The organism is Streptomyces aurantiacus (genome assembly GCF_001418335.1).
GTDB lineage: Bacteria > Actinomycetota > Actinomycetes > Streptomycetales > Streptomycetaceae > Streptomyces > Streptomyces aurantiacus.
Map to the genome: position 1 here is coordinate 1 of NZ_LIPP01000197.1, position 26,838 is coordinate 26,838.

The 26,838-nt window shown below is 71.1% G+C and carries 20 protein-coding genes; 5 read left to right on the plus strand and 15 right to left on the minus strand.

Annotated elements, in window-relative coordinates:
• Positions 1–1,877, plus strand: a 1,877-nt coding sequence (locus AOK01_RS24930) for an IucA/IucC family protein (RefSeq protein ID WP_055515376.1), incomplete at its 5' end; no start/stop codon positions are given.
• On the plus strand, positions 1,874–3,190 hold the full coding sequence (locus tag AOK01_RS24935) for a type III PLP-dependent enzyme (RefSeq protein ID WP_079103716.1): 1,317 nt from the start codon (positions 1,874–1,876) through the stop codon (positions 3,188–3,190). The genes AOK01_RS24930 and AOK01_RS24935, both read left to right, overlap by 4 nt.
• Here the strand turns inward: AOK01_RS24935 and AOK01_RS24940 are convergent.
• The 7 genes from AOK01_RS24940 to AOK01_RS24970 all read right to left on the minus strand — a co-directional run bounded on the left by AOK01_RS24940 (position 3,129) and on the right by AOK01_RS24970 (position 9,370).
• A complete protein-coding gene (locus AOK01_RS24940) occupies positions 3,129–3,626 on the minus strand; it encodes a hypothetical protein (RefSeq protein WP_055515378.1) in 498 nt (165 codons plus the stop codon). The genes AOK01_RS24935 and AOK01_RS24940 overlap by 62 nt on opposite strands.
• A 206-nt stretch (positions 3,627–3,832) precedes the next feature.
• Positions 3,833–4,744 (minus strand): universal stress protein, encoded by a 912-nt coding sequence (locus AOK01_RS24945; RefSeq protein WP_055515380.1) that lies wholly within the window; start codon positions 4,742–4,744, stop codon positions 3,833–3,835.
• Between the two features lie 114 nt (positions 4,745–4,858).
• Complete coding sequence (locus AOK01_RS24950; protein WP_055515382.1) at positions 4,859–5,101, minus strand: DUF397 domain-containing protein; 243 nt, start codon at positions 5,099–5,101, stop codon at positions 4,859–4,861.
• A gap of 82 nt (positions 5,102–5,183) precedes the next feature.
• Positions 5,184–6,410: a thiolase domain-containing protein gene (locus tag AOK01_RS24955; protein ID WP_245702398.1), complete on the minus strand. Its 1,227-nt coding sequence runs from the start codon at positions 6,408–6,410 to the stop codon at positions 5,184–5,186.
• Positions 6,407–7,471, minus strand: coding sequence for a thiolase domain-containing protein (locus tag AOK01_RS24960; RefSeq protein ID WP_055515384.1), 1,065 nt, complete (start codon positions 7,469–7,471; stop codon positions 6,407–6,409). The genes AOK01_RS24955 and AOK01_RS24960 overlap by 4 nt, the downstream gene beginning before the upstream one ends.
• Entirely contained in the window at positions 7,472–8,461 is a 990-nt protein-coding gene (locus tag AOK01_RS24965; protein WP_055515386.1) for a Zn-ribbon domain-containing OB-fold protein, read from the minus strand.
• A 108-nt stretch (positions 8,462–8,569) separates the two neighbouring features.
• On the minus strand, positions 8,570–9,370 hold the full coding sequence (locus tag AOK01_RS24970; RefSeq protein ID WP_055515388.1) for a crotonase/enoyl-CoA hydratase family protein: 801 nt from the start codon (positions 9,368–9,370) through the stop codon (positions 8,570–8,572).
• A 187-nt stretch (positions 9,371–9,557) separates the two neighbouring features.
• Here AOK01_RS24970 and AOK01_RS24975 point away from each other — a divergent pair, with 187 nt between their 5' ends.
• Positions 9,558–11,204: an acyl-CoA synthetase gene (locus AOK01_RS24975; RefSeq protein ID WP_055515390.1), complete on the plus strand. Its 1,647-nt coding sequence runs from the start codon at positions 9,558–9,560 to the stop codon at positions 11,202–11,204.
• 66 nt (positions 11,205–11,270) lie between these two features.
• Here AOK01_RS24975 and AOK01_RS24980 read toward each other — a convergent pair whose 3' ends face one another.
• Positions 11,271–11,750: a hypothetical protein gene (locus AOK01_RS24980; protein WP_157871479.1), complete on the minus strand. Its 480-nt coding sequence runs from the start codon at positions 11,748–11,750 to the stop codon at positions 11,271–11,273.
• Between the two features lie 182 nt (positions 11,751–11,932).
• On the opposite strand from AOK01_RS24980, the gene paaK reads away from it, so the two are divergent.
• Complete coding sequence (paaK, locus tag AOK01_RS24985) at positions 11,933–13,228, plus strand: phenylacetate--CoA ligase PaaK (protein WP_055515394.1); 1,296 nt, start codon at positions 11,933–11,935, stop codon at positions 13,226–13,228.
• Positions 13,229–13,311: 83 nt separating this feature from the next.
• Here paaK and AOK01_RS24990 read toward each other — a convergent pair whose 3' ends face one another.
• The 4 genes from AOK01_RS24990 to AOK01_RS25005 form a co-directional block, all read right to left on the minus strand.
• Positions 13,312–15,282, minus strand: a complete 1,971-nt coding sequence (locus AOK01_RS24990; protein WP_055515395.1) for an alkaline phosphatase family protein — start codon at positions 15,280–15,282, stop codon at positions 13,312–13,314.
• 101 nt (positions 15,283–15,383) lie between these two features.
• Complete coding sequence (locus AOK01_RS24995) at positions 15,384–16,949, minus strand: acyl-CoA synthetase (protein WP_055515398.1); 1,566 nt, start codon at positions 16,947–16,949, stop codon at positions 15,384–15,386.
• 125 nt (positions 16,950–17,074) lie between these two features.
• Positions 17,075–18,625: an acyl-CoA synthetase gene (locus AOK01_RS25000; RefSeq protein WP_055515400.1), complete on the minus strand. Its 1,551-nt coding sequence runs from the start codon at positions 18,623–18,625 to the stop codon at positions 17,075–17,077.
• Complete coding sequence (locus tag AOK01_RS25005) at positions 18,622–19,731, minus strand: NAD(P)H-dependent flavin oxidoreductase (RefSeq protein ID WP_055515402.1); 1,110 nt, start codon at positions 19,729–19,731, stop codon at positions 18,622–18,624. Before AOK01_RS25005 ends, AOK01_RS25000 begins: the two co-directional genes overlap by 4 nt.
• 178 nt (positions 19,732–19,909) lie before the next feature.
• On the opposite strand from AOK01_RS25005, the gene AOK01_RS25010 reads away from it, so the two are divergent.
• Entirely contained in the window at positions 19,910–21,706 is a 1,797-nt protein-coding gene (locus tag AOK01_RS25010) for a serine hydrolase domain-containing protein (protein ID WP_055515404.1), read from the plus strand.
• 137 nt (positions 21,707–21,843) lie between these two features.
• Here the strand turns inward: AOK01_RS25010 and AOK01_RS25015 are convergent, their stop codons facing one another.
• The 3 genes from AOK01_RS25015 to AOK01_RS25025 form a co-directional block, all read right to left on the minus strand.
• On the minus strand, positions 21,844–23,406 hold the full coding sequence (locus AOK01_RS25015; protein ID WP_055515406.1) for a phytoene desaturase family protein: 1,563 nt from the start codon (positions 23,404–23,406) through the stop codon (positions 21,844–21,846).
• A gap of 251 nt (positions 23,407–23,657) precedes the next feature.
• Positions 23,658–25,931: a serine/threonine-protein kinase gene (locus AOK01_RS25020; protein ID WP_425424762.1), complete on the minus strand. Its 2,274-nt coding sequence runs from the start codon at positions 25,929–25,931 to the stop codon at positions 23,658–23,660.
• Between the two features lie 427 nt (positions 25,932–26,358).
• Positions 26,359–26,838, minus strand: a 480-nt coding sequence (locus tag AOK01_RS25025; RefSeq protein WP_281181436.1) for an acyl-CoA dehydrogenase family protein, incomplete at its 5' end; no start/stop codon positions are given.

Genomic DNA, 26,838 nt, shown 5'->3' on the forward strand with positions numbered 1-26,838 from the left:
CCCCCAGCCCCGCCCCCGGTTCCGCCGCTTCCACCGCTTCCACCGCACGAACCCAACTCACCTCCGCCGACCTGGCCGTGGCGCACACGCTGCTCAACTGCCTGTTGCGCGAGGTGTCGGCGCCCGAGCAGCAGACCGCGGTCACCGACGGCCGGCTGTTGCTGCGGCTGCCCCGCCGCGGCGTGCTGCTGCGTGTCGCGCTGCGCCGTACGTCGATGCTCGGCGCGCACCGCTTCACCGGCCCGGTGAGTGAGCAGACGGCGGACGGTGGTTGGAGTGAGGTCGGCCGGCGGCGGCTCGCGGAGCTCACGCAGGACGAGCTGTACCTGCGTACCGGCGTACGCAACGAGGAGTTCCTGGAGCAGATCGACTCCAGCCATCGGACCATCGCCGCGGCCCTTTCCGTACGGACGGGGACCGCTCCGGCCTCCGGGTCGGTACGGACCGGAGCCGCCCCCGCCTCCGTCCCCGTACCCGCGGGGGCCGGCCCGGCGTCGGCGGACGCGCCCGTCGCCGCCTACCTCGCCTCCGAGCAGGCGTTGCTGTTCGGGCACCGTTTCCACCCCACTCCCAAGGCGCGCACCGGGGACACGGACTCCTGGCTCGCCTACGCGCCGGAGGCGGCCGCGGTCTTCTCGCTGCGCCACCTCGCCGTACGCGAGCACCTGATCGCGGAGGAATCCGCGGAGCCGGGCGCGCTCGGCGTGCTCGATGGCCTCGACCCGCTCGATCCGCCGGGCAGGCAGGACCCTCGGAAGCCGCGGAACCGGCTGGACGGCGCGGCCGTCCCCGAGGGCTACCGGCTGCTGCCCGCGCATCCCTGGCAGTACGCGATGCTGCGCGAGCACCCGACACTGCGCGCGGCTCTGCGACGCGGGGACGTCCTCGACCTCGGCCCGGGCGGCAGGCCCTTCGCCGCCACCGCGTCCGTACGGACGCTCTACGACGGCGAGTCGTTCCTCAAGTTCAGCCTGAACATCCGGATCACCAACTGCCTGCGCAAGAACGCGAGTTACGAGCTGTCAGGCGCCGTCGCCCTCACCCGTGTGCTGGGCCCGGTGCTCGCCGACCTGGCCGACCGGTTCCCCGGCAGCGCGGTGCTCCGCGAGCCCGCGTACCGCAGTCTCGCCCTGCCCGGCCCCGACGGAACCCCGGATCGCGACCTGCTCGAAGGCTTCGGCGTCATCGTCCGCGAGGGCCTGGCCAGGCGTCTGCTGCCCGGCACCACCCCGCTGCTCGCGGCGGCGGTGGCGGACGAGTACCCCACCAGTCCCGCGCACATCTCCCGTCTCCTCGACGGAGCCGGCCCGCGGGCCGCGCTCGACTGGTGGGCGGCCTATCTCAGGCTGCTCGTGCCGCCCGTCCTCGCCGCCTACTTCGACCACGGTCTGGTGCTGGAACCCCATCTGCAGAACGTGCTGATCTGCGTCGACGGCGACGGCATGCCCGCCCAGGTCCTCTTCCGGGACCTGGAGGGCACCAAACTCGTACCCGAGCACCACGCCGAGACCCTCGCCTCGCTGCCGCCCGACGTCGCGGGCCCGCTGACGTACGACGCACAACGCGGCTGGGACCGGGTCGTCTACTGCCTGCTCGTGAACCACGTCGCCGAGCTGCTCGCCGCCCTCGCCGATCTGCACCCGCACACCGAGGCCGCGCTGTGGGCGGAGGTCCGCGGCACCCTCCGGACGTACGCCGACCGGTACGGCTGCCCGCCGCCGCTGGCCGCGCTGCTCGCGGGCGTGCCCCTGCCCGCCAAGGCGAACCTCCTCACCCGCTGGGAGCGAAAGGCCGACCGCGAGGCCGGATACGTCCGTCTGCCCTCACCACTCGGCGAGGGCATCATGCGCCGCCGCACAACCGGGAGCCCCCGATGACCAGCCCCACCGACGCCGTACGGGACCGCGTACTCACCCTGGCCTCCGATGAACTCCCCGCTTACGTCTACGACGTGATGGCCCTCCGGGCACACGCGGCGGCCGTGCGGGACGCGCTGCCGGAGCGCGTCGAGCTCTACTACGCGGCGAAGGCCAACCCGGAGCCGGCGATCCTGGCCGCGCTCGACCCGTACGTGGACGGCTACGAGGTCGCGTCGGGCGGCGAACTCGCCCATGTCGCCGAGGCGGTGCCCGGCCGGCCGCTGGCCTTCGGCGGGCCCGGCAAGACTCCCGCCGAGATCGTGTCCGCGCTGGAGCTGGGCGTGGCGCGCTTCCATGTGGAGAGCGAGTACGAGCTGCACATGCTGGCCGAGTTGGCGCGACAGGTCGGTCCGGAGGGGGGCCGGGTCGCCGTGCTGCCGCGCTTCAACCTGCCCGTCGCCGCGGGCTCCTTGGCGGCGAGCTCCCTCACCATGGGCGGGCGTCCCACTCCCTTCGGCCTCGACCCGTCCCAGGCGGACACGGTCGTGGGTCTGCTCACCGACGGCACCTATCCACACCTCGAACTCCGGGGTGTTCACGCCCACTTGGCGAGCGGACTTCGGGCTCCGGAACAGCTCGCGGTCGCCGAGTCCATCGTGGGGTGGGCCGTGCGACTGGCCGAGCGGCACGGGGTGCGGCTCGCCGAGGTGAACGTCGGTGGGGGCATGACGGTCGACTACGCGGCTCCCGAGGAGCGTTTCGACTGGGTCGCTTACGGGGACGGGCTCGCCCGACTCTGCGCCCTGCACCCGGATCTGACGCTGCGTATCGAGCCGGGCCGCGCGCTGACGGCGTACTGCGGCTGGTATGCGACCGAGGTCCTGGATGTGAAGCTCAGCCACGGCGAGGAGTTCGCCGTGGTGCGCGGCGGCACGCACCACCTGCGCACCCCGGCGACCAAGGGGCACGACCAGCCCCGCGCCCTGCTCCCGGTGGAGGACTGGCCGCATCCGTGGCCCCGGCCGGTGGCGCGAGGTGAACGGGTCACGCTCACCGGCCAGTTGTGCACTCCGAAGGACGTCCTGGCCCGGCACGTCCTCGCGCCGGGGCTACGGGCGGGTGACCGGGTGGCGTTCGCGCTCGCGGGTGCCTACGCGTGGAACATCTCCCACCACGACTTCCTCATGCACCCACGGCCCGGCTTCCACTTCCTGGACCATCCGGACCATCCGGACCATCCGGACCACCCGAAGCACCTGGACGGCAGGGTCAGCCCTGCTGGAACAGCTCCGCGGGCAGCGGCTTCAGCAGCGCGTACAGGTCGTCGGTGATGGGGCGGTCCCAGGCGGCGATCGTCACCAGGACCTTGTCACTGCGGTCGAACTGCACACAGGAGATGCGCGTCTCGGAGAGCTTGAGGCGGCGCACGATGAGGAGGTTGTCGCCCTGCATCACCGGCATGTCCTCGGCGCCGGCGACGGTGACCTCTTCGTCGTTCTCCAGCGCCAGCAGCAGCTGGGCCACCTCGAACGGGACCTCTCCCTCGGGGACGTCCCGGGCCGGGGAGCCCTCCGGCAGATTGCCGATGATCATCGCGGGGCCGCGGCCGCCGAACAGGTCGTAGCGCAGGAACACACCCTGACAGCTGCCATCGGGTGCGGGCAGCAGGCCCGCGCCGAGGTTGCCCGGCCAGTCGCCCGGATCCATGGCCAGAACGTCGAAGTCTGGCCCGGCGGGAGTGGCGCTGCGGCGGCGGAGGAAGGACATGCCGCAATGGTACGTGCACCGGGGGGCGAACCGGCGCGGGGCCGACGGCTGCCGGCCTCCCTGCTCACACCGCTCACGCGCCTCCCGCACGCCGCCCACGCGTCGCCCAGGCCGCTTGCGCTGCTCACGGCCGGAGGCTGTGCCGCTTTCTCAGTATTCAGCCATCGGCCGTCGGTCCCCGGCCCCCGGTCCTCGGTCCTCGGCCCTCACCCCTCCGTCCCGTCCGGCGGAACCACCGCCACCGGGCTCGCCGCGTGCAGCAGCACCGCCTGCGTGACCGAGCCGATCATGCGGGCGGGCGCGAGCAGGCGCCTGCGGTGGCGGCCCACCACCACGAGATCGGCGCCTCGGGAAGCCGCGACGAGTTGGCCCGCCGCGTCGCCCGGCAGCACGTAGAGGTCGGTGCCGACCCCGGGGTGCCGCTCGGCGTGCGGAGCGACGAAGCCCGTGGCCAGGGTCCTTGTCTCGGACTCGATGGCGTCCTCGTCGACGACCGGCGGTGGCACGAGGTCACCGGCCTGCACAGGCCAGGGAAATACGGCGGCCACCTGGACGCGGGCCTCGCGCCGGGCGGCCTCGGCGAACGCGAAGGCAAGTGCCTCGTTGTTCGGGCTGTCCACGTGCAGGCCGACGACCACACGCGGTCCGGGGGTGACGAGCTCGGAGTCGTGGACCTCGCGTCCGGGCCTGGGGACCACCACGACGGGACACTCCGCGTCGCGCGCGGCGGCCGTCCCGTTCGAACCGAGGAGCAGGCTCGCGAACCCCCCACGGCCACGGGAGCCGAAGACCAGCAGCTGCGCTTCGGAGCCGAGGCCGGGCAGCAGGGCGGCGGGGGCGCCGTCCAGCGTGACGTACTCCGTCGTGACGTACTCCGTGACCGGCGCGTCGCGCGCCAGGTCCTTGAGCCGGTCGCGGACCAGGTCGAGGACCGGGTCGGTGTCCGGCTCCGGCCGGCCGGCGGTGAGTGTCTCGGGCCGCAGCCAGGGCCCCGGTTCCCGCACGTGGACCACGCGCAGGGGTGCCTCGCGCCCACGGGCCGCGTCGAGAGCCCAGTCGAGGGCGCGCAGGCTGTCGTCCGATCCGTCGACCGCAGCGATGACCGGCAGGGTGTTCATGAAGTTCTCGCCTCCGGAACGTCTTCATCCGCTTCCTGGGGTCAGCCTCGCTCAGGCAGTCCCCAGGAAGAGGTCGAAGATCGCGTGTCCGGAAAAAGGAACCGGAAACCCTCATCAGGTGAGGTCGAACTCCCCCTCCCGTGCCCCCGACACGAACGCGCCCCACTCCGCGGGTGTGAAGATCAAGGAGGGGCCTTCCGGGCGGCCACTGTTGCGCATCGCGATGAATCCCTCGACAAAGGCGATCTGGACATCCCCCAGCCCCCGGCTGCTCGAATGCCAGTCGGCGCTGCTGAGGTCAAGCTCCGGCTTGTCCCAGCCCGCGAGCGGGTGCTGCTGGATGGTGCTCTCGGCCACGTCGTGCTCCTCCCGGTTGCGTCGTGCGCGGCCAGCCTAGCTTTCGGTCCCTGCCGCGCACAGGCCACGCGAGGGGGACAGTTCAGGAGGTGGGCGGCGCGGCTCCGACCAGCCACATCGAGAAGAACTGCGAACCGCCGCCGTAGGCGTGCCCGAGCACCCGGCGGGCGCCGTCGACCTGGTGTTCTCCGGCCTGTCCACGCACCTGAAGTGCGGCTTCGGCGAACCGGATCATCCCGGAGGCCCCGATGGGGTTGGTGGACAGCACCCCGCCCGACATGTTCACCGGCAGGTCGCCGTCCAGTTCCGTGACCCCGGACTCGGTGAGTTTCCAGCCCTCGCCCTCGTCGGCGAAGCCGAGGTTCTCCAGCCACATGGGCTCGTACCAGGAGAACGGGACGTACATCTCGACCGCGTCGATGTCGCGGCGGGGGTCCGCGATGCCCGCCTGCCGGTACACGTCGGCCGCGCAGTCCTTGCCCGCCCGCGGGGAGACGAAGTCCTTGCCGGCGAAGAGAGTCGGCTCGCTGCGCATCGCGCCGCCGTGCAGCCAGGCGGGTGGCCGCGGCGAACGGGCCGCCCCCGCGCGGTCGGTGAGGACCATCGCGCAGGCGCCGTCGGAGGACGGGCAGGTCTCCGAGTAGCGGATCGGGTCCCAGAGCATGGGCGACGCCTGGACCTTCTCCAGCGTGATCCCGTGTTCGTGCAGATGCGCGTACGGGTTCTTGAGCGCGTTGCGGCGGTCCTTGTACGCGACCAGGGAGCCCACCGTGTCGGGAGCGCCGGTGCGTCGCATGTAGGCGCGCACGTGCGGGGCGAAGAAGCCGCCCGCGCCGGCGAGCAGGGGCTGCTGGAAGGGGATGGGGAGGGACAGACCCCACATGGCGTTGGACTCGGACTGCTTCTCGTAGGCGAGGGTCAGTACGGTGCCGTGGACGCGGCCCGCGACCAGGTTCGTGGCGACGAGCGCGGTGGAGCCGCCGACGGAGCCCGCGGTGTGGACGCGCAGCATCGGTTTGCCGACGGCGCCCAGGGCGTCGGCGAGGTAGAGCTCGGGCATCATGACGCCCTCGAAGAAGTCGGGGGCCTTGCCTATGACGACGGCGTCGATGTCCGCCCACGTCAACTCGGCGTCGGCGAGGGCGCGTTGGGCCGCTTCCCGGACGAGTCCCGCGATCGACACGTCCCTTCGGGCCGCGACGTGCTTGGTCTGACCGATCCCGACGACCGCCACGGGCTCCTTGCCCGTCGCACTACTCAGCGCATTACCCGACGCATTGCTCAGCGCATTGCTCTTGGTGTCGCTCATCGCGGGTCTCCTTCCAGGACGGCGACCAGGTTCTGCTGCAGGCAGGGGCCCGAAGTGGCGTGCGCCAGCGCCCTGTCGGAGGCACCGCGACCGATCCGGGCAGCCGCCTCGCCGATGCGGATGAGGCCCGCGGCCATGACGGGGTTGGCGGCGAGCGCTCCCCCCGACGGGTTGACGTCGACGCCGTCGTCCAGTCGCAGAGTCTTGCGCAGCACCACTTCCTGGGAGCTGAAGGGAGCGTGCAACTCGGCTGTGTCCAGGGGCCGTTCGAAGGCACCGGCCCGCTCCGCCGCCAGGCGTGTCGACGGTGAGTCGGTCAGGTCCCGTACGCCCAGCCCGTGTGCCTCGATGCGGTGGTCGATACCTCGTATCCAGGCGGGCCGCTCGCACAGGTCACGGGCCCGGTCCCCCGCGGCGAGGATCACGGCAGCCGCCCCGTCCCCGATGGGCGGACAGTCCCCGGTACGCAGGGGGCGTACGGCGTAGTCGCCCCGCGGCACCGAACCGCGCAGCTGCGCGTGGGGGTTGTCGGTGGCGGAGGCGCGGCTGCGGGAGGCGACGGCGGCGAGCGCCGGCTCGTCCGTATCGCCCGCGTCGATGAGCGCCTGCGCCTGGAGGGCAGCCAGGGCGATGGAGTCGGGCCACAGGGGCGCGACGTAGTACGGGTCGAGCTGCCGGGTCAGTACGTCGCGTACGGAGCCGGGGGACGACTTGCCGTACGCGTACACGAGCGCGGTGTCCGCGTCGCCGGTGAGGAGCTTCGTCCAGGCCTCGTACAGCGCCCACGCGCCGTCCATCTCGACGTGCGACTCGGAGATCGGCGGCCAGGCGCCCACGCCGTCGAGCGCCATGGTGAAGGAGAAGGCCCGGCCGGCGAGATAGTCCGTGGAGCCGGAGCAGGTGAACCCGATGTCGCCGGTCTTCAGCCCGGTCCGCGCCAGGACCCGGTGCAGGACCGGCATGAGCATCTCCACCTCGGAGAGGTCGTCGCTGGTGCGCCGGTGATCGGTCTGCGCGAAGGCGACGACGGCGATGTCCCTGAGCGGCCTCGGTGCGGGCATCTACAACAGCTCCTTGTACGTCTCGTAGTCCGCGTCGGGTTCACCGGTGGGCCGGTAGTGGTCGGGATGGCCGCCCGCCTCCGACCACACCGGCTCGACCCGCAGGCCCATGCGCACCTGGTCGTAGGGGATGCCGCCGATCCGGCCGTGCAGGGCGAGGTCGGCGCCGTCGAGGGCGATGTGCGCGTAGACGTACGGCACTTCGATGTCGAGGTTCGCCGTGTGCGTGGCCTTGATGTTGACGATGCAGTAGGTCGTGACGGTCCCGCGCGGACCCACCTCGACCTGTTCCGATGTGGCCACACCACATGTGGGGCAGGCACCCCTCGGTGGGACATACACCTTGCGGCACGACGGGCAGCGCTCCCCGACGACCCGCCGGTCGGCGAGCGACCGGATGTAGGCGGACTGGGCGCGCCCTGGCGAGTAGGTGTAGTCGAGACGGGCGGGCGCGACGATGCCCGTCACCGGATCCTCGAACCGACCGTCGCTGCCGACGAGTGCGGCGGCGCCGCCGCTGTACGGATCGCGCAGTTCGTGCGGGTTGGGCGATTCGTACGGTTCGAAGCAGGCGATGTCCGTGATGGCGCCGGAGCGGTCCTCGGCCCAGCGGACACGTACCCGTGTGCCGGTGCGTACGGAGTCGGGTCCGCCGGGGGCGTCGAGGGCGTGCAGGAGGGCGGTGTCGGCACCGTCCAGCCGCACCAGGACCCAGGCGAACGGCGTGTCGAGGGGCTGCCCCCGGCGGGGTTCGTGGTTCCAGGCCCAGGTGGTGACGGTGCCGGTGGGCGCGACTTCGACGAGCTCGCCGATCTCCTCGGAGGTGACGGGGTCGTACTCGACGGGCGGCACGAGAACGCGGCCGTCCCCGGTCCGCACCCCGAGCACGACCCGCTCACGCAGCCCGGTGAGAAACGCGCTCTGCACGGGCCCGAGAGACCGGGTGAAGGGAAACTCGACGACCAACGGAGCTTTGAGAACTTCAGTCACAGCATCTCCTCACGGAATGGCGGGGCCGCGCCCCTGAAAGGGGCGCGGGGAACTGCGCGACCAGCCACAACGAGCCCGCGGCTGTGAACGGCGGCCGACGAGCGGAGCTCACTCCCGCCGGTACACCGCTGGGCGCCGCTCACTGAAGGCCCGCGCCCCCTCCTTGGCATCGGCCGTGTCGAACACGGGCCACCCCCGCTTCAGCTCGGCGGCGAGCCCGTCGGACTCGGCCATGTCGGCGGTCTCGTACACGGACGCCTTGACGGCCTCGACGGCAAGCGGCCCGCAGGCGTTGATCTGCGCGGCGATGGCGAGTGCCTTCTCCAAAGCGGTCCCGTCCGGGACGACGTGGCCGATCAGACCGACGTCGGCGGCCTCCCGCGCCGAGTACGGACGGCCGGTGAGCAGCATCTCCAGCGCATGCGTGCGCGGAATCTGCCGCTGAAGACGCACCGTCGAGCCACCGATCGGAAAGAGCCCGCGCTTCACCTCGAAGAGCCCGAAGGTGGCGGACTCCCCCGCGACCCGGATGTCGGTCCCCTGAAGGATCTCGGTACCGCCGGCCACGCAGTGGCCCTCGACGGCGGCGATCACGGGTTTACGCGGCCGGTGATGGCGCAGCATCGCCTTCCAGTGCAGATCGGGGTCGGCCGTGAGGCGGCCCCGGTGCTCCTGCCCCTCCATCCCCTTGCCCGCGAGGGCCTTGAGGTCCATGCCCGCGCAGAACGCGCCGCCCGCGCCGGTCAGGACGATCGAGCGGATGGCGTCGTCCTCGTCGGCCTCCACCCAGCCGTCGTAGAGGCCGACCAGCATCGGCAGCGAGAGCGCGTTCTTGGCCTCGGGCCTGTTGAGCGTGAGCACCAGTGTGGCGCCTTCGCGCTGCACGGTGAGGTGTTCCGTCCCACCCATTGCCGTCCTCCCGTCTCAGGAACGAGAACAGGTTGCAGGAGGCGCGGAAGCAGTTCAAGGGTTTTCTGACAGTCAGTCAGATTACTTCTGTGCGGCCCCTTCCCAGTTGTGCCTCGCTTTGCTCTGATGACCGGCGAAGCGATGACGCACGTCCACTCGTCGATGCTTGCCGGGGTCAGGAGGAGCGGTGGAGTACAACCTTGCCGACCTGTTCGAGTCGGTCGTCGACGTGGTCCCCGACCGCGAGGCGCTCGTCCACATCGACCATCCCGGTACGGGAGCCGAGCGGCGCCTGACATACGCGGAGCTGGACGCGGCGGCCAACCGTGTCGCCCACCACCTGCTCGACAGCGGCATCCGTCCCGGTGAGCATCTCGGGCTGCACCTCTACAACGGCATCGAATACCTGCAGACCGTCCTGGGGTGCCTGAAGGCGCGGATCGTGCCGGTGAACGTCAACTACCGGTATGTGGAGGAGGAGTTGATCTACCTCTACCGGGACGCGGACCTGGTGGCGCTGGTCTTCGACGCGGAGTTCACCGGACGGGTCGCGGCGGCCCTGCCGCGCGCCTCGGCGCTGCGGCATCTCGTACGGGTGGGGGTCCCGGCACCGGACGCTCCCGCCTTGCCTGCGGTGGACTTCGCGGACGCCGAAGCCGCCGGAGCCCCCGGGCGGGGCTTCCCGGCACGCTCGGCCGACGACCAGTTCATCATCTACACCGGCGGCACGACCGGGATGCCGAAGGGCGTGATGTGGCGTCAGGAGGACTTGTTCTTTGCCGGGTTGGGCGGTGGCGCCCCGACCGGAGAGCCGGTGAAGTCGCCGGAGGAGCTCGCCGAGCGGGTCGCGGCCGGCGGCGACGGGATCACCTTCTTCCCCACGCCCCCGCTGATGCACGGCACCTCGACCCTCACCGCCTTCATCGGCTTCCACTTCGGCCAACGCGTCGTGATCCACCGCAAGTTCGTGCCCGAGGAGGTACTGCGTACCATCGAGAAGGAGAAGGTGACCAGTGTGTCGCTGGTCGGGGACGCGATGCTGCGCCCGCTGATCGACGCGCTGAACGGGCCCATGAAGGGCACCGACTGCTCCTCCCTGTTCAGCGTCTCCTCGTCCGGCGCGATCATGTCGGAGACGGTGCGCGCCCAGTTCCAGGCCCTCGTGCCGAACGTGCTGCTGCTCAACAACTTCGGGTCCTCGGAGTCCGGATTCAACGGCACGGCGACGGCCGACTCGGGCCCGGACCGCGGCTTCCGCATCGAGGTCAACTCCCGCACGCGGGTGGTGGACCCGGCGACGCACGAGCCGGTCGCCGTGGGCGAGCCCGGCCGCATCGCCCAGCGTGGACACGTGCCTCTCGGCTACTACAACGACCCGCGGAAAACCGCCGAGACCTTCTTCGAGAAGGACGGCGAGCGGTGGGTGCTGCTCGGCGACATGGCGACCGTCGACAAGGAGGGCGTCGTCACCGTCCTGGGCCGCGGCTCGCAGTGCATCAACACCGGTGGGGAGAAGGTGTATCCGGAGGAGGTCGAGCAGGCCCTCAAGTCACACCCGGACGTGTACGACGCGCTGGTGGCCGGGGTGCCCGACGAGACATGGGGCACCCATGTGGCGGCCGTGGTGCAGCTGCGCGAAGGCGGCGGCCGACCCTCCCTGCACGACATCCAGACCCACTGCCGTACGCATCTGGCGGGCTACAAGATCCCGCGCCGGCTGGTGATCACGGAAGCCATCCAGCGGTCCCCGAGCGGCAAGGCGGACTACCGGTGGGCACGGTCGGTGGCGGCGGAAGCAGAGACGGAGGCGGAGGCAGGGGCGGCGCCAGAGTAGGAGTGGAGTAGGAGTGGAGTAGGAGTCGGGGGCACGCCGGCGCAGCGTCACGCGCACGTCGTCGGTTCACGTGTTGAAGGGTTTGAAGTGCACGAGGGCGGAGCCGTCGCTCTCGTCCCGCACCGTCAACTCCAGGGCCACGGCGCCTCCTTCGGCGTACGGGTGGAGGTCCAGGTGCCCGCAGCGGTCGGCGTCGTCCTCGACGCACGTGGAGTCCAGCTTCATGTCGGGGTAGGTGTCCGCCAGCCATGCGTCGAGGCCGGTCCTGCTGATGCGGAACCTGACGTCGTACAGCGTGTCGATGCCGTGCTGCATCACACAGGCGGCGTCCTTGGCCCCGGCCGGCAGCCGCTCCTGGTCCGCGAACCGTAACGCCTCCCGGCACGGAACCTGCACCGCTCGGCTCCGCGCGTCCCCGGCCCGTGCGTCCTCGCCGACATGGCGCTCGGAAGAAGCCACCGCCCAGACCGCCCAGCCGAGACAGGCCGCCGCCAGTACGGCGACCAGTCCGCCCACCCCGGCAGCCCTGTTCCCAGTGCGTGACATCAGCGGCCCCTCCCATCTCTCGAACCTCGATCACCCTTCGGTAGCGAAGAGGGTGAACGGGAGCCGCCGGTTCCCACCGCACTCCTTGACGGCCGCCCTCGCGGCTGGATTACTTGATCTCCGACGGCACAACCGAATGATCGGTCGTCCGAAATGGCGCATGGGTGAGGGGAGCAGTGCCTGTGGCGAACTCGACGGACCTGTTGGACGCGGGCGAACGGCTCGACGCGGACGGTCTGCGCGCACTCCAGCTGGAGCGGCTCCGGGCCACCCTGCGGCACGCCTACGAGAACGTGCCGTTCTATCGCGACTCCTTCGACAAGGCCGGGCTACGGCCCGAGGACTGCGGCTCGCTCGCCGATCTGGCACGCTTCCCCTTCACCACGAAGGCGGACCTGCGCGACAACTACCCGTACGGGATGTTCGCCGTGCCCCGGGACCGTATCCGCCGCATCCATGCCTCCAGCGGCACCACGGGACTCCCCACGGTCGTCGGATACACCGAGAACGACCTGTCCATGTGGTCCGACATGGTGGCCCGCTCGATCCGCGCGGCGGGCGGCCGGCCCGGTGACACGGCCCATGTGGCATACGGCTATGGACTGTTCACCGGTGGGCTCGGCGCACACTACGGCGCCGAGCGGCTCGGCTGTACGGTCATCCCCGCGTCGGGCGGCATGACCGCTCGCCAGGTCCAGCTGATCCAGGACCTGCGGCCGGAAATCATCATGGTGACGCCCTCGTACATGCTGACGATCCTCGACGAGTTCGAGCGGCAGGGCGTGGACCCGCGCCACACCTCGCTCCGCGTGGGCATCTTCGGCGCCGAGCCCTGGACCGAGGAGATGCGCCGGGAGATCGAGGAGCGGTTCGCCATCGACGCGGTCGACATATACGGACTGTCGGAGGTGATCGGCCCCGGAGTGGCCCAGGAGTGCGTGGAGACGAAGGACGGACTGCACATCTGGGAGGACCATTTCTATCCGGAAGTCGTCGATCCGCTCACGGGCGAGGTGCTGCCGGACGGTGCGGAGGGCGAGCTGGTGTTCACCTCCCTCACCAAGGAGGCGATGCCCGTGGTCCGCTACCGGACCCGGGACCTGACCCGGCTCCTGCCCGGCACGGCACGCGTCTTCCGCCGGATGCAGAAGATCACCGGCCGCAGCGACGACCTGGTCATCGTGCGCGGCGTGAACCTCTTCCCCACGCAGATCGAGGAGATCGTCCTGCGCACACCCGGCGTCGCCCCGCACTTCCAGCTGCGGCTGACGCGTGAGGGCCGCCTCGACGCGCTCACCGTACGGGCCGAGGCGCGTACCGGTGCGACACCGGAGATCCGTGACGCGGCCGCACGGGCCATCGCGACGGCCGTGAAGGACGGCATCGGCGTCTCGGCGCGGGTCGAGATCGTCGAGCCGGAGTCACTGGAACGCTCGGTGGGCAAGATCAGGCGCATCGTGGACCTGCGCCCGCGGTAGGCCTATGCCCGCGAGAGGCCTTCTTCCCCGGCCCTCCCCGAGTCCCCCGGCCTGCTCTTCACAGCCGGGGGCCCAGGGGGCTTCTACGGCCGGGGGGTCGAGCCGTACGCGGTCAGGAAGCGGTCGCGGAAGGAGTCCATCCGCCAAACCGGGGCCGTGTCGTCGGGCTTGAGGCCCTCGGTCCAGCCCCAGTCGTCGATCTTGTCGAGCACGGACTTGTCGTGGGCGACGATCGAGATCGGCACGTCCCGGCTGGCGTGGTTGCCGCTGACCCTGGCCAGGGGCTGGTGGTCGCCCAGGAAGACCAGCACGGTGTTCTTGTTGCCGTACTTCACCACGTAGTCGATGAGGCTGGTCACCGAGTACTCGATGGACTTGCCGTACTCCTCCTTGACCTTGGTGGAGTCGTAGAAGACGTCCGAGGCCTTCTTGCCGTCCTTCTGGATGTCCTTGTAGACCGAGCCGTCGCCGACCTCGTCCCAGGGGATGGTCTTGGGGATCGGCGCCCAGGGCTGGTGGCTGGAGGTGAGGATGATCTCCGACATCAGTGGCTTGTCGCGCTTCTTGCCGTGCTCCAGGCGCTGGTAGGCGCTCAGGGCGTACTGGTCGGGCATGGTCGACCAGCTGAACTTGGGGCCCTCGTAGCCGAGTTCCCGTGAGTCGTAGACGTTGTCGAGGCCGTAGAACGAGGCCTCGGGCCAGTTCTTCTGGACGCCCGGCATGATGCCGACGGTCCGCCAGGCGCCGGTGCGCTGGAAGGCGCCGGTGAGCGTCAGGTGCTCGCCGGCGGTGACGGTGCGGTAGCGGGCCTGGTTGCTGATCCACAGCCCGGACAGGAAGGTGGAGTGGCCGAGCCAGCTGCTGCCGCCGTACGTCGCCGAGGTGAGCCAGCCGCTCTTGGCCGAGTATCCGGCCTTGCTCAGCTCCTCGGTCTTGTCGGTGAGCGTGGCATCGACACCGGGCGCCATGACCGGGTCCTCGATGGCGCTGCGGCCGTAGCTCTCGATGAAGCCGAAGATGACGTCCTTGCCCCGCAGATCGGTGAGGAGCTGGTCGGCCGGCGTGTTGGCGAAGGTGTCCTTCTTGGCCACCTTGGCGAACTCCGCCTCGTCCTTGAGGGTCGCCTGCACCCGGTCCACCCGGTTCTGGACGGCGCCCGCGGCGCTGCGGGACGCGAACTGCACCCCGGTGAACTGCACGCCGAGCGCAGAACAGGCGACCCAGACGGTGCCGGCGATCAGCGTGGCACGGGTCGCGCGACCGCTGTGCCGGGCCAGCAGGTTGGCGAGCCGGACGACGGACAGGACCATCAGCGCGAACACGGCGACGACGAGCGCGATGACCGCGATCACGACACCGACCGCGCCGGCCTTGCCCATCGAGTCCTCAAGGTACGTCCGGGCGTCGTCGAACAGGATCCAGTCGAGTACGACGTTGAAGCCGCGGCCGAGGAATTCGTTGAAGCCGAGGTCGAGAAGGTTGAGGACGGTCAGCGCGCCCAGTCCCAGACCGGCGAGGACCGCCGCCACCAGCCGCAGTGTCTTCGGCAGGACCATGAGGACGGCCGCGCCGAAGATCGCCTCCACCGGCAGGCGGAAGAACACTCCGGGCCGGAAGCGGTCGATCTCGTTCGGCATGAGGAGCGCGAACAGCACGAGCAGGGCGGCGAGGACGGTGATCGTCCAGGTCACGGTCCGGGCCGCGACGGGGTACTTGGCGCGCCAGCCCCTGGGGGCCGCCCCGTCGTCGACGGACGAGTCCTTGTCGTCGGGCAGGCCCGTGTCCGGGGAGTTGGGGGAACCTTTGAGGTCGTCGGTGGGGACGTTCTCGTCCTCGGCCTCGTGTTCGTGCTCGCCCTCGGCCTCGGCCGACGAGGCTCCGCCATCAGCCGACGCATCCGGCTCCGCGGTGGCGGCGTCCGTCGTCCCGGCGGGCGTGCCCGGTTTCTCGGCGGGTGTGCTGTCCGCCGGAGGCAGTGCCTCCGGCGTCGCGGGTTCCTCCGGGGTTGCCCGGTCCGTGTCCGGCAACTGGTGAGAGTTCGTGGTGCTAGACAACCCGAAGGTCCTTCCGTGCGAAACCCGGTGGTGACTCGGCGGAGACCAGGCTCGGGTGGTCGGGCCGCCGTTACTGGGTACGGCTCACCGGCGGCCTGAGTTCAACCCGGCGAGGATTCGGCGGATTCCTTCCCGAACCGGTCCCGCAGTTCCCGCTTGAGGATCTTCCCGCTCGCGTTGCGCGGCAGCTCTTCCACGAAGATCACCCGCTTCGGCGCCTTGAAGTGAGCGAGCTTCTCGCGTGCGTGGGCGACCAGGTCGTCCTCCGTGACCCCGCCGACCCCGCCGACCTCCCCGGCCTCCCCGACCTTGCCGGCCTCGCCGCGGGGGACGACCACCGCGGTGACCGCCTCGATCCACCGCTCGTCCGGCAGCCCGATCACCGCGACCTCGGCCACCTGGGGATGGGTGTAGAGCGCGTCCTCGACCTGCCGGGAGGCGACCAGTACGCCTCCGGAGTTGATGACGTCCTTCACCCGGTCGACGACGGTGAAGTACCCGTGGACGTCCCGCACCGCGAGGTCACCGGAGTGGAACCAGCCGTCCCGGAACGCCTCGGCGGTCTCCTCGGGCTTGTCCCAGTAGCCCTCGCACAGCTGCGGCGACCGGTAGACGACCTCGCCGGAGGTGCCGTCGGGCACGTCCTTGCCGTCCTCGTCGACCACCCGGGCGTCCACGAACAGCACGGGACGCCCGCAGGAGTCCATCCGCCCCTTGTGTTCGTGCGGCCCGAGAACCATGGCCAGCGGACCGATCTCGCTCTGGCCGAAACAGTTGTAGAAGGCCAGTTTCGGCAACCGGGACCGCAGCCGTTCCAGTACGGGCACCGGCATGATCGATGCCCCGTAGTACGCCTTGCGCAGCCCGCTCAGGTCACGGGTCGCGAAGTCGGGGCGGTTCGACAGACCGATCCACACGGTGGGCGGCGCGAAGAGGCTGTCCGCGCGGCCGGCCTCCACCAGGTCGAGGAGCTGGTCGGCGTCGGGGGCGTCGAGGATGGTGTTCCGGGCGCCGACCGCCAGGTACGGCAGCAGGAACACGTGCATCTGCGCCGAGTGGTAGAGCGGCAGCGAGTGCACGGGCAGGTCGCCCGCGCTCAGGTCGAGGGCGGTGATCGCGCTCAGGTACTCGTGCACCAGCGCGCGGTGGGTCAGCATCGCCCCCTTGGGCAGCGCGGTCGTGCCCGAGGTGTAGAGCAGTTGCACCAGATCCTCGGCGCGCGGCTCCGGGCCGTCGTACGCGGGCGTCGACTCCAGCCGGGCGAGCAGCGAGTCCCCGGCGTCCCGCAGCGGCAGCACCCGGACACCGTCGGGGAGCCGGTCCGCGAGGCCCGGGTCGGCCAGGACCAGCGCGCTGCCCGACTGGCCGACGATGTACGCGAGGTCGTCGCCGGTCAGGTGCTGGTTGACCGGCACATGGACGAGTCCGGCGCGGGCGCAGGCCAGGAAGCCGATGAGGTACGCGTCCGAGTTGTGTCCGTAGGCGCCGACGCGGTCGCGCGGTCCGAGTCCCGAGGAGCGCAGCACCTGGGCCGCGCGGGACACCGCCTCGTCGAGTTCGGCGTACGTCCAGGAGCGCTCGCGGTAGGTGACCGCGACGCGAGCCGGAGTGCGCCGGGCGCTGCGCCGCAGCACCCCGTCGACCGTGCTGCCGTGTCCAGGCGTCATGGCACATGATCCTCGGCCCGTCCACCTGGCAGGTCAAGCCGGGCGGCACGGAGATCGAGGTCGGACCACATGGACCCGGACCACATATGAGGACCAGACATGAGGACCACACATGAATCGGGGTTTCACACGGGACGCGTACGGCCCTCCCAGTACGGGTCCCGCAGGCGCCGCTTGTACAGCTTTCCGTTGGGGTCGCGTGGCATCGTCTCGATGAAGTCGACGCTTCCGGGCCGTTTGTACCCGGCCAACTGCCGTGCGCAGTGCCCGAGGATCTCCGCGGCCAGGGTCTCGCCCGGTGCGAAGCCGGGGGCGGCTTCGACGACCGCCTTCACCGCCTCGCCCCAGTCGTCGTGCGGAATCCCGAAGGCGGCGGCGTCGGCGACGGCGGGGTGGGTGAGCAGCGCGGCCTCGATCTCGGCGGGGTAGATGTTGACGCCGCCCGAGATGATCATGTCGATCTTGCGGTCGCGCAGGAAGAGATACCCGTCGTCGTCGAGATACCCCAGGTCACCGACCGTGAAGAAGTCCCCGATGCGGTTCTTCCTCGTCTTGGTCTCGTCCTTGTGGTACGAGAATCCGCCGGTGCTCATCTTCATGTAGACGGTGCCGAGTTCACCGGGCGGCAGCTTGTTCCCGTCGTCGTCGAAGACGGCGAGTTCGCTGATGGGCCAGGCCTTGCCGACCGTGCCGGGCTTCTTCAGCCAGTCCTCGGCGGTGGCGAAGGCACCGCCGCCCTCGCTGGCCGCGTAGTACTCCTCGACGCTGTGGCCCCACCACTCGATCATGGCCCTCTTCACATGGTCCGGGCACGGAGCGGCGCCATGGATGGCGTGCCGCATGGACGACACGTCGTACGCCGCCCTTGTGTGGTCCGGCAACGCGAGCAGGCGGTGGAACTGGGTCGGGACCATATGTGTGTGCGTGCACTGCCGGGTGTCGATGAGGCGGAGCATCTCCTCGGGCGTCCACTTGTCCATCAGCACCAGGCGGTGCCCGATGTGCAGGGACGCTCCCGCGAACTGGAGCACCGCCGTGTGGTAGAGCGGCGAACACACCAGGTGGACGTTGCCGTCGAAGGGCTTGATGCCGAAGATGCCGAGGAAACCGCCGAGATACGTCTCCTCGGGGAGCTTGCCGGGCAGCGGGCGCCGAATGCCGCGCGGGCGCCCGGTGGTGCCGGAGGTGTAGTTCATGACCCAGCCGAGCGTCCGGTCCGCGGGCACCGATCCGGGCTGCCCGTCGAGGAGTTCGCCGTACGCCCGGAATCCCGCGACCCGGCCGACCGCGTACCGCCGGTCCGCCGGCAGCTTCGCCTCGTCGGCCGCGTGGCGTGCGGCGTCGCCGAACCGTTCGTGCGCGATGAGCACCCTGGCCCCGGAGTCGGCGACGATCCAGGCGATCTCGGGGCCGACGAGATGGTGGTTGACGGGCACGAGGTAGAAGCCGGCCTGTGAGGCGGCGAGGTAGGCGGTGAGGAACTCGACGCCGTTGGGCAGTACGACGGCGAAGGAGTCACCTCGTTCGAGCCCGGCGGCGCGCAGTCCGTGCACCAGCCGGTTGACCTCGGTGTGCAGCCGTCCGGCGGTCCACTCCTCGCCGTCGGTCGCGACGAGCACAGTGCGCTCCGGGTCGGCGAGGGCCTGGGCCCAGAAGCCGTTGGGGGGCCGGCTCACTCGTGGCTCCTTCCTGCGATGCGGTCGAGCCGGTCCACGGCCTTCTCGAAACCGCGCGTGAGGTCGTCGACGACCTCCTGGACACTGCGTTCGCTGTTCATCCGGCCGACGATCTGCCCCACGGGTGTCCCGAGCAGCGGTTCCACCTCGTGCTTCTGGATGCGGGAGACCGCCTCGGCGACCAGCAGTCCCTGCAGGGGCATGGGGAGCGTGCCGGGCCCGGCCGGGTCGTCCCAGGCGTCGGTCCATTCGGTACGCAGCTGCCGTGCGGGTTTCCCGGTCAGCGCGCGCGAGCGGACCGTGTCGCCGGACCCGGCGGCGAGGAGCTTCCGCGTCAGGGCGCGCGAGTGCATGTCGGCCTCTGTGGTGGTCAGCCATATGGAGCCGAGCCACACACCTTGGGCGCCGAGCGTGAGCGCGGCGGCCATCTGCTGCCCGCTGCCGATGCCGCCGGCGGCGAGCACGGGCAGCGGCGCGACCGCGTCGACGACCTCGGGAGTGAGCACCATCGAGGCGATGTCACCGGTGTGGCCGCCGGCCTCGTAGCCCTGGGCGACGACGATGTCGATACCCGCCTCGGCGTGCTTGCGCGCGTGCCGGGCGCTGCCCGCGAGCGCCGCGACGAGCACGCCCTTCTCGTGGGCGCGCTCGACGACGTCGGCGGGCGGTGAGCCGAGTGCGTTGGCCAGCAGCTTGATCGGATAGTCGAAGGCGACGTCCAGCTGGGTGCGGGCGACCTGTTCCATCCAGCCGGTGATGCGCCAGCCCGAGGCCTCGCCCTCGTCGAGTCCGGGCACCGCGTACTTGGCCAGGGTGTCCTTGACGTACTGGCGGTGGCCCTCGGGGATCATCGCCTCGACGTCGGCCTCCGTGACACCCTCGACCTTCTTGGCCGGCATGACGACATCCAGCCCGTACGGCCGTCCGCCGGCGTGTGCCTCGATCCAGTCGAGGTCGCGTTTGAGCTCGTCGGGGGCGGTGTAGCGGACCGCACCGAGCACACCGAGTCCACCGGCCCGGCTGATGGCAGCGACGACGGCGGGGAACGGCGTGAAGCCGAAGAGGGCGTGCTCGACTCCGAGTTTCTTGCTCAGCTCCGTCTGCATGGGCGCAGGATGCCGCAGTCCTCCGGACGAGGGAAGACCTTTTCTGATGGCCCGTCAGTTTCCGTCGATTTTCTCGGACGGGGACCGGTGACGAACCCGGAAAGATACGTTCAGGCATCGCATCGCAACGACACGACACAGCAACGGCCGAACGACGCAACCAACGGGAGGCTCCTCGATGGCGGACAGAGCGGGCGGCGGGCCGACCCGACGTCAAGTGGGGCGCGGCATGGCGGCGTTGGGCGGCGCACTGATCCTCGCGCCCCTGCCCGCGGCGTCGGCGGCGCCCGGTACGGCGGGGAGCGACGGCGGTGAGGGCACGGGCCCCGGCCGCCCGACCCTGCGCCACGGCTCCGCCGAACGCGCCGGCCTGCTTCCCGCGCCCCTGCGTCAACTCGTCACCGACGCCGAGGCGTTCCTCGGCCCGTCTCCCCAGCACCCCTGGTACGCGGGCGCCGTACTGCTCGCGGGCCGCGGCGGTACGGTCGCCCTGCATCAGCCGATCGGCAAGGCGGTGCGCTACTCGGCGTACGACGAGAAGACCGACACCGCCGTGGAGTTTCCCGCAGAGCAGCAGATCGCGATGGCCAAGGACACGGTCTTCGACCTCGCCTCGGTGTCGAAGCTGTTCACGTCGATCCTCGCCGTGCAGCAGATCGAGCGCGGCACGCTGGAGCTGGAGGGGAAGGTCGCCTCGTACCTCCCGGACTTCGGCGGCGCGGGCAAGCAGGACATCACGATCCGTCAACTGCTCACGCACACCTCGGGGTTCCGGGCCTGGATCCCCCTCTACACCGCACCGACGTACGAGGAGAAGCTGCGGCGCGTCTGGAACGAGGCGCCCCTCAACCCGCCCGGCACCACGTATCTCTACTCCGACCTGAACCTGATCTCGCTCCAGCTCGTCCTGGAGAAGATCACCGGCCGGCCACTGGACACGCTGCTCCGGACCGAGATCACCGCTCCGCTCGGAATGCGCCGCACCCGCTTCAACCCGCCGGCCTCCTGGAAGCCGGAGATCGCCGCCACCGAGGACGCCCGCCGGCCCTGGTCGGGGCTCGACCGCGGTCTCGTATGGGGCGAGGTGCACGACGAGAACGCGTACAGCCTGGGCGGTGTGGCAGGCCACGCCGGGGTCTTCTCCACCGCGTGGGATCTCGCGGTCCTCGGCCGGACGCTGCTCAACGGCGGTGTGTACGGCAGGGCGCGCATCCTGGCACCGGAGTCGGTGGACCTGATGTTCACCGACTTCAACACGGCTTTCCCCGGCGACGAGCACGGCCTCGGCTTCGAGCTCCACCAGCACTGGTACATGGGCGCGATGGCCACTCCGCGCACCGCGGGTCACACCGGCTTCACCGGCACCTCGCTGGTCCTCGACCCGACGACCGACTCGTTCCTCGTGCTGCTCGGCAACTCCGTCCACCCCGTGCGCACCTGGCGCTCCGGTTCCGCTCCCCGCGTCGCCGCCGCCGACCACCTGGCCCGCGCCGTCGCGGTCCGGCCCGCGCGGGGGCGTACGGCCTGGTTCTCCGGCATGGCGACCGCGACGTCCGCGACCCTGACGCTGCCCGCCCTCGACGTCGGCGCCGAAGGCCGTCTGCGGTGCGCCCTGTGGTGGGACACCGAGCCGCGGGCGGACGCCCTCTTCCTGGAGTCCTCGGCGGACGGCGGCACGACGTGGCAGCCGGTGCCGTTCACGACCGTCCGCGACGGGGAGGCTCCGCAGGAGCGTTCCACCGGGTCGGTGACCGGGTGGTCGGGCCGGACCTGGCACCGGGTCGGCGCGGACCTTCCCGTGGCCGCGCGGCTCGTCGTGCGTTGGCGGTACACGACGGACCGGCTCTATGTGGGCCGGGGCGTGTACGTGGACGCGCTGCGGGTCCGGGACGACGACCGGGTCGTGTTCGACGAGGCGCGGCCGGCGGACTCGTCGCGCGTCGAGGGCGTGGGCTGGGTGGCGTCCTCGGACTGAGCACCGCCTGAGCACCGCCTGAGGGCGCGAAGCGCCTTCTTCGACAGGCCGCCTTCTCGCCGATGTGCCGCTCGTCGTGGACGCGTCTGCGGCGCGTGGGGGTTGCTCGCGCAGTTCCCCGCGCCCCTGAAAGGCCCCTACGGGACTTCCAGGAGGGCCATGGCGGCATTGTGGCCGGGTACGCCGCTCACCCCTCCCCCTCTCACCGCGCCCGCGCCGCAGAGGAGGACGTTGGCGTGCCGGGTCTCGACGCCCCAGCGGCCGGTGCCCTCCTGGGTGTGCGGGAAGGCGAGGTCGCGGTGGAAGATGTTGCCGCCGGGCAGCCTGAGGTCGCGTTCCAGGTCGAGGGGGGTCTTCGCCTCGATGCAGAGGCGGCCGTCCGCGTCGGTCGCCAGGCAGTCGACGATCGGCTCGACGAGGTGTGCGTCCAGTTGCGCCAGGGTCGACTTCAACAGTTCCTGGCGTACGCCGTCGTTGTCGTGGGCGAAGAGCCGGGCGGGCGTGTGGAGTCCGAAGAGTGTGAGCGTGTGACAGCCCTGCTGGACCAGGTCGGGGCCGAGGATCGTGGGATCGGTCAGCGAGTGGCAGTAGATCTCCGAGGGCGGTGCTTCGGGGAGCGAGCCGGCGGCGGCCTGCGCGTGCGCGGTCGCCAGTTGTTCGTAGCCCTCGGCGATGTGGAAGGTCCCGGAGAAGGCCTCACGCGGGTCGACGGACGTGTCCCGCAGCCGGGGCAGCCGCTTCAGCAGCATGTTGACCTTGAGCTGGGCGCCCTCGGCGGGGGCGGGCGGCTCGTCGCCGGTCAACCGGGCGAGTTCCTGCGGGGAGGCGTTGACGAGCACGTGCCGGGCGGCGACGGTTCGCTCGCCGTCCGCGGTCCGGTAGGTGACCTCGGCGGCGCGTCCGTCGCTCTCCACGCGGACCGCCTCGTGGCCGGTCGCGAGGACGGCGCCGGCACCGCGCGCCGCGCCGGCCAGCGCGTCGGTGAGCGCGCCCATGCCGCCGACCGGCACGTCCCAGGTTCCGGTACCGCCGCCGATCACGTGGTAGAGGAAGCAGCGGTTCTGCCGCAGGGACGGGTCGTGGGCGTCGGCGAAGGTGCCGATGAGCGCGTCTGTGAGGACGACTCCGCGTACGAGGTCGTCGGCGAAGGTGTCCTCGACGGCGACCCCCAGCGGCTCCTCGAAGATGATGCGCCAGGCCTCCTCGTCGTCGATGCGGCGGCGCAGCTCGTCGCGGGTGGGGAGGGGTTCGGTGAGGGTGGGGAAGACCTGCTTGGCGACGCGGCCCGTCATGCCGTAGAAGCGCTGCCAGGCCTGGTACTCGCTGCCCGATCCGGTGAGCCGGGCGAAGGCCTCCCGGGTCCGCCGCTCACCGCCTCCGACGAGCAGTCCGGCGGGCCGGCCGTTCCGCTCGGTGGGGGTGTACGAGGACACGGTGCGGCCGCGGACCCGGAAGTCCAGCCCGAGATCCCGGACGATCTTCCGGGGCAGCAGGCTGACCAGGTACGAGTAGCGCGACAGCCGGGCGTCGACGCCGGCGAACGGCCGGGTGGAGACGGCGGCGCCGCCGGTGGCGCCCAGCCGCTCCAGGACGAGGACCGACTTCCCCGCGCGGGCCAGGTAGGCGGCGGCGACCAGCCCGTTGTGACCTCCGCCGACAATGACGACGTCCTGCTCCCGATGTCCCTCGTGTGCAGCCATGCCTCTTGCTTAACACGCCCCGATCCACCCCAGCCAGACCACACGGCACCCGGCGGCCCCCCAAGCGAGAACACGCGCCCCGTAGGGGCGCGGGAAACTGTGCGCCCCAAGAAGGCAGGGGCCCACGAGCACCGCCCCAAAGGGGCGCGGGGAACTGCGCGCCCAGCCACATCCGACCTGCGGCCAAAACCAAACCCGGCGGGGGCCCGGGGGCGCAGCCCTCCGGTGTCGGCGCAAGACAGCGCGAGGCGTCAGGACGCCCCGGCACGACCCTGACGCAACGCCGCCACCCGCCGGTACAACTCCGCCGCCTCCACCCCCCGCCCGAGCTGTTCCAGGCAGTGGGCCTCGTCATTGCGGCTGGCCAGCGCGTCGGGGTGGTCCACGCCGAGCACACGCTCACGCGCCCCGGCCACCCGCCGGTACTCGGTGAGCGCGTCGGCCCAACGCCCGAGCCAGCCGAGTCCGACCGCGACCTCACGGCGGCTCACCAGCGTGTCCGGATGGTCGGCCCCGAGGATCCGCTCCCGGACGGCGCACACGTCGCGGGACTCGGCCAGCGCCTCCTCCCAGCGGCCGAGCCGGCCGAGGTTGACCCCGAGGCCGTGCCGGGCGCGCAGGGTCTCGGGATGCGCGGGCCCGTGGACGCGGGTGCGGTCGTCGATCAGCCCCCTGTACAGCTCCAGGGCCTGCGCGCTGCGCCCCAGCCTGCCGAGGCTGATGCCGACCTCGTAGCGGGCGGCGAGCGTGTCGGGGTGGTCGGGGCCGAGCGCCTGCGCCCGGGCCGCGGCGACCTCCTGGTAGGTCCCCAGCGCCTCGGGCCACCGCCCCAACTGGCCGAGCGCGTACGCCACTTCGTACCGGGTGACGAGTGTGTCGGGATGGTGCGCGCCGAGCACACGGGCGCGTGCCGTGGCCACCTCGTTGGCCATCCGGTACGAGTCCTCAAGACGCCCGAGCCTGCTGAGGTTGAAGGCGAGGTTGTGGCGGCAGCGCAGGGTGTCCGGGTGGTCGGGCCCCATCGCGCGTTCCCGGGTGGCGAGCACGGTCGTGTAGATCTGGTGCGCCTCGAAATGACGCCCCAACCGGCCCAGTACGTAGGCCATTTCCTGGCAGGCGGCCAGCGTGTCCGGGTGGTCGGGGCCGAGCACGTGCTCCCTGGTGCCGGCCACGCGCGTGTACTCGCGCAGCGCGTCGGCGGGGCGGCCCGTGCGGCTGAGGGTGAAGCCGACCTCGTAGCGGCTGGCCAGTGTGTCGGGGTGGTCGGGCCCGAGGGCGTGCTCGCGTTCGGCGGCGACGGCGCGGTGCACCTCGCCGGCCTCCGCCCAGCGGCCCAGCCGCCCCAGGCTCAGCCCCGCGTTGTGGCGGCCGGCGAGTGTGGTGAGCAACTCCGGTGACGGGGCAGGCCGTTCGGCGGGTACCGGTGCCTGGGCCCCGCGGGTGTCGGTGCGGGCGATCCAGTCGCCGGTGAGGCCCGCGGCGGCGTCCGGCGGCGTGCTGCGCAGCCCCGCCCCGGTCGCCTTGTGGCCGGTGGTCATGCCATGGGTCCAGGACGGCAGGCGCGCTTCATGTGCTTGTTGTACTTCATGTGAGGCGGGCCGCTGTACCGTCTCGGGCCGCACGCGCGCCGACACCACGGTCGGCACGTACGCCGGCGTGCTGCGGCCCGCGTCGATCCGGTGGCCCACCTCGCGGGCGTCGTGCGGTCGCTGCCCGGGTTCCTTGGCCAGCAGGTCGAGGATGATCCGGTCCAGGAACTCGGGGAGCTCGGTGCGGTGGCTGCGCGGCGGCTCGGGCGGGGTGTCCCGGTGTCCGACGAGGACCGCCCACGCGTCGTCGAGGTCGAACGGCGGGGCCCCGGTGGCGAGTTCGTACAGTACGCAGCCGAAGGAGTAGAGGTCGCTGCGCTGGTCGACATCGGAGCCGCCGATCTGCTCGGGCGACATGTAGTGCGGGGTGCCCATCGCGATGCCGGTGCCGGTGAGGCGTGAGGTGAAGCCGATGTCGTAGCCGAGGCGGGCGATGCCGAAGTCGCAGATCTTCACCGTGCCGTCGTCGAGCCGCATGATGTTGGCGGGCTTCAGATCGCGGTGCACGATGCCTTGCCGGTGGGTGTAGGCGAGGGCGGCGGCGACCTGGTCGGCGACCTCCACGATGTCGGCGACCGGCAGCGGATGCTGCTTGTTGTCCTCCAGGAGCTGGCTCAGGTTGCGTCCGTCGAGCAGCTCCATCACCAGGTACAGCACGCCGTCGGACTCGCCGAAGTCGTGGACGACGGTCACTCCGCGGTGCTGGAGGGCCGCGGCCACCCGGGCCTCGCGGCGGAACCGCTCCCGCAGGACGCGGGTGAACGAGTGGTCGTGCTGATGCCCCAGCGGTTTGAGGCACTTGACGGCGACCTGTCTGCCCAGGGACTCGTCCCGGGCCCGCCAGACCTCGCCCATGCCGCCTCGACCTATCAGGTCGAGCAACCGGTACCGGCCCTGGATGAGCCTGTTTTCCCCCGTATCCCCCATCTCCCCCATCTGCCGCGATCTCCCCCGTCGTCCGAACCGCCCTCCCCTGGCCCGTCCAGTATGGCGAGCAATGGTCCGACTTTGTACGGTGCGGGTCGCGAGCCGGGGCCGAGCCGTGACATGGCGCGGATAATGTGTTTGGGGAGCAGTTGCCGACGCAGACGCGCGGGAGCACAGCGCGGCACGGTGCGGGTGGGACGTAGCCGCCGGGCCGCCGCCGGGTCACCGTTCCGGGCGACCGTACGGATCTTGCGTACAATTCACGGGCGTACATGGTAGGGCGTGCGCACGGACACCCGGAGCGCGTCCGCGACGGCTCGGGGATCGGGGTCGGGATCGTCGAGCAGCCGGTCCTCGATGTGTCTCGTCGCCGCTGGAACAGCTGACGGCCGCCACCCTTTTCGACGGGGACGTCACGCGCGTTCAACCAGCGACGCTAACGCCGTACCCGCGGCATCCCCAGGCCGATCCACGAGATGATCTCCCGCTGGATCTCGTTGTTGCCGCCGCCGAAGGTGAAGATGACGGCCGAGCGGTAGCCGCGCTCCAGGTCGCCGTGGAGCACCGCACCCGCCGAGCCCTCCTTGAGGGCACCCGCCGCCGCGACGACCTCCATGAGCGAGGCGTAGGCGTCACGGCGGGCCTCGGACCCGTACACCTTGACCGCGGAGGCGTCCTGGGGGGTGAGGGTGCCTTCCTGGACGGCGTTCACCATCTGCCAGTTGAGGAGTTTCATGGCGTCCAGCCTGGTGTGGGTCCGGGCGAGAGTCCGGCGCACCCAGGGGAGGTCGACGACCCGCCGGCCGTCGGCGAGCTTGGTCTCCATGGCCCAGCGCTGGACGTCGTGCAGGGCACGGACGGCCATGGTGCCGTGGGCGGCGAGTGTGACGCGCTCGTGGTTGAGCTGGTTGGTGAT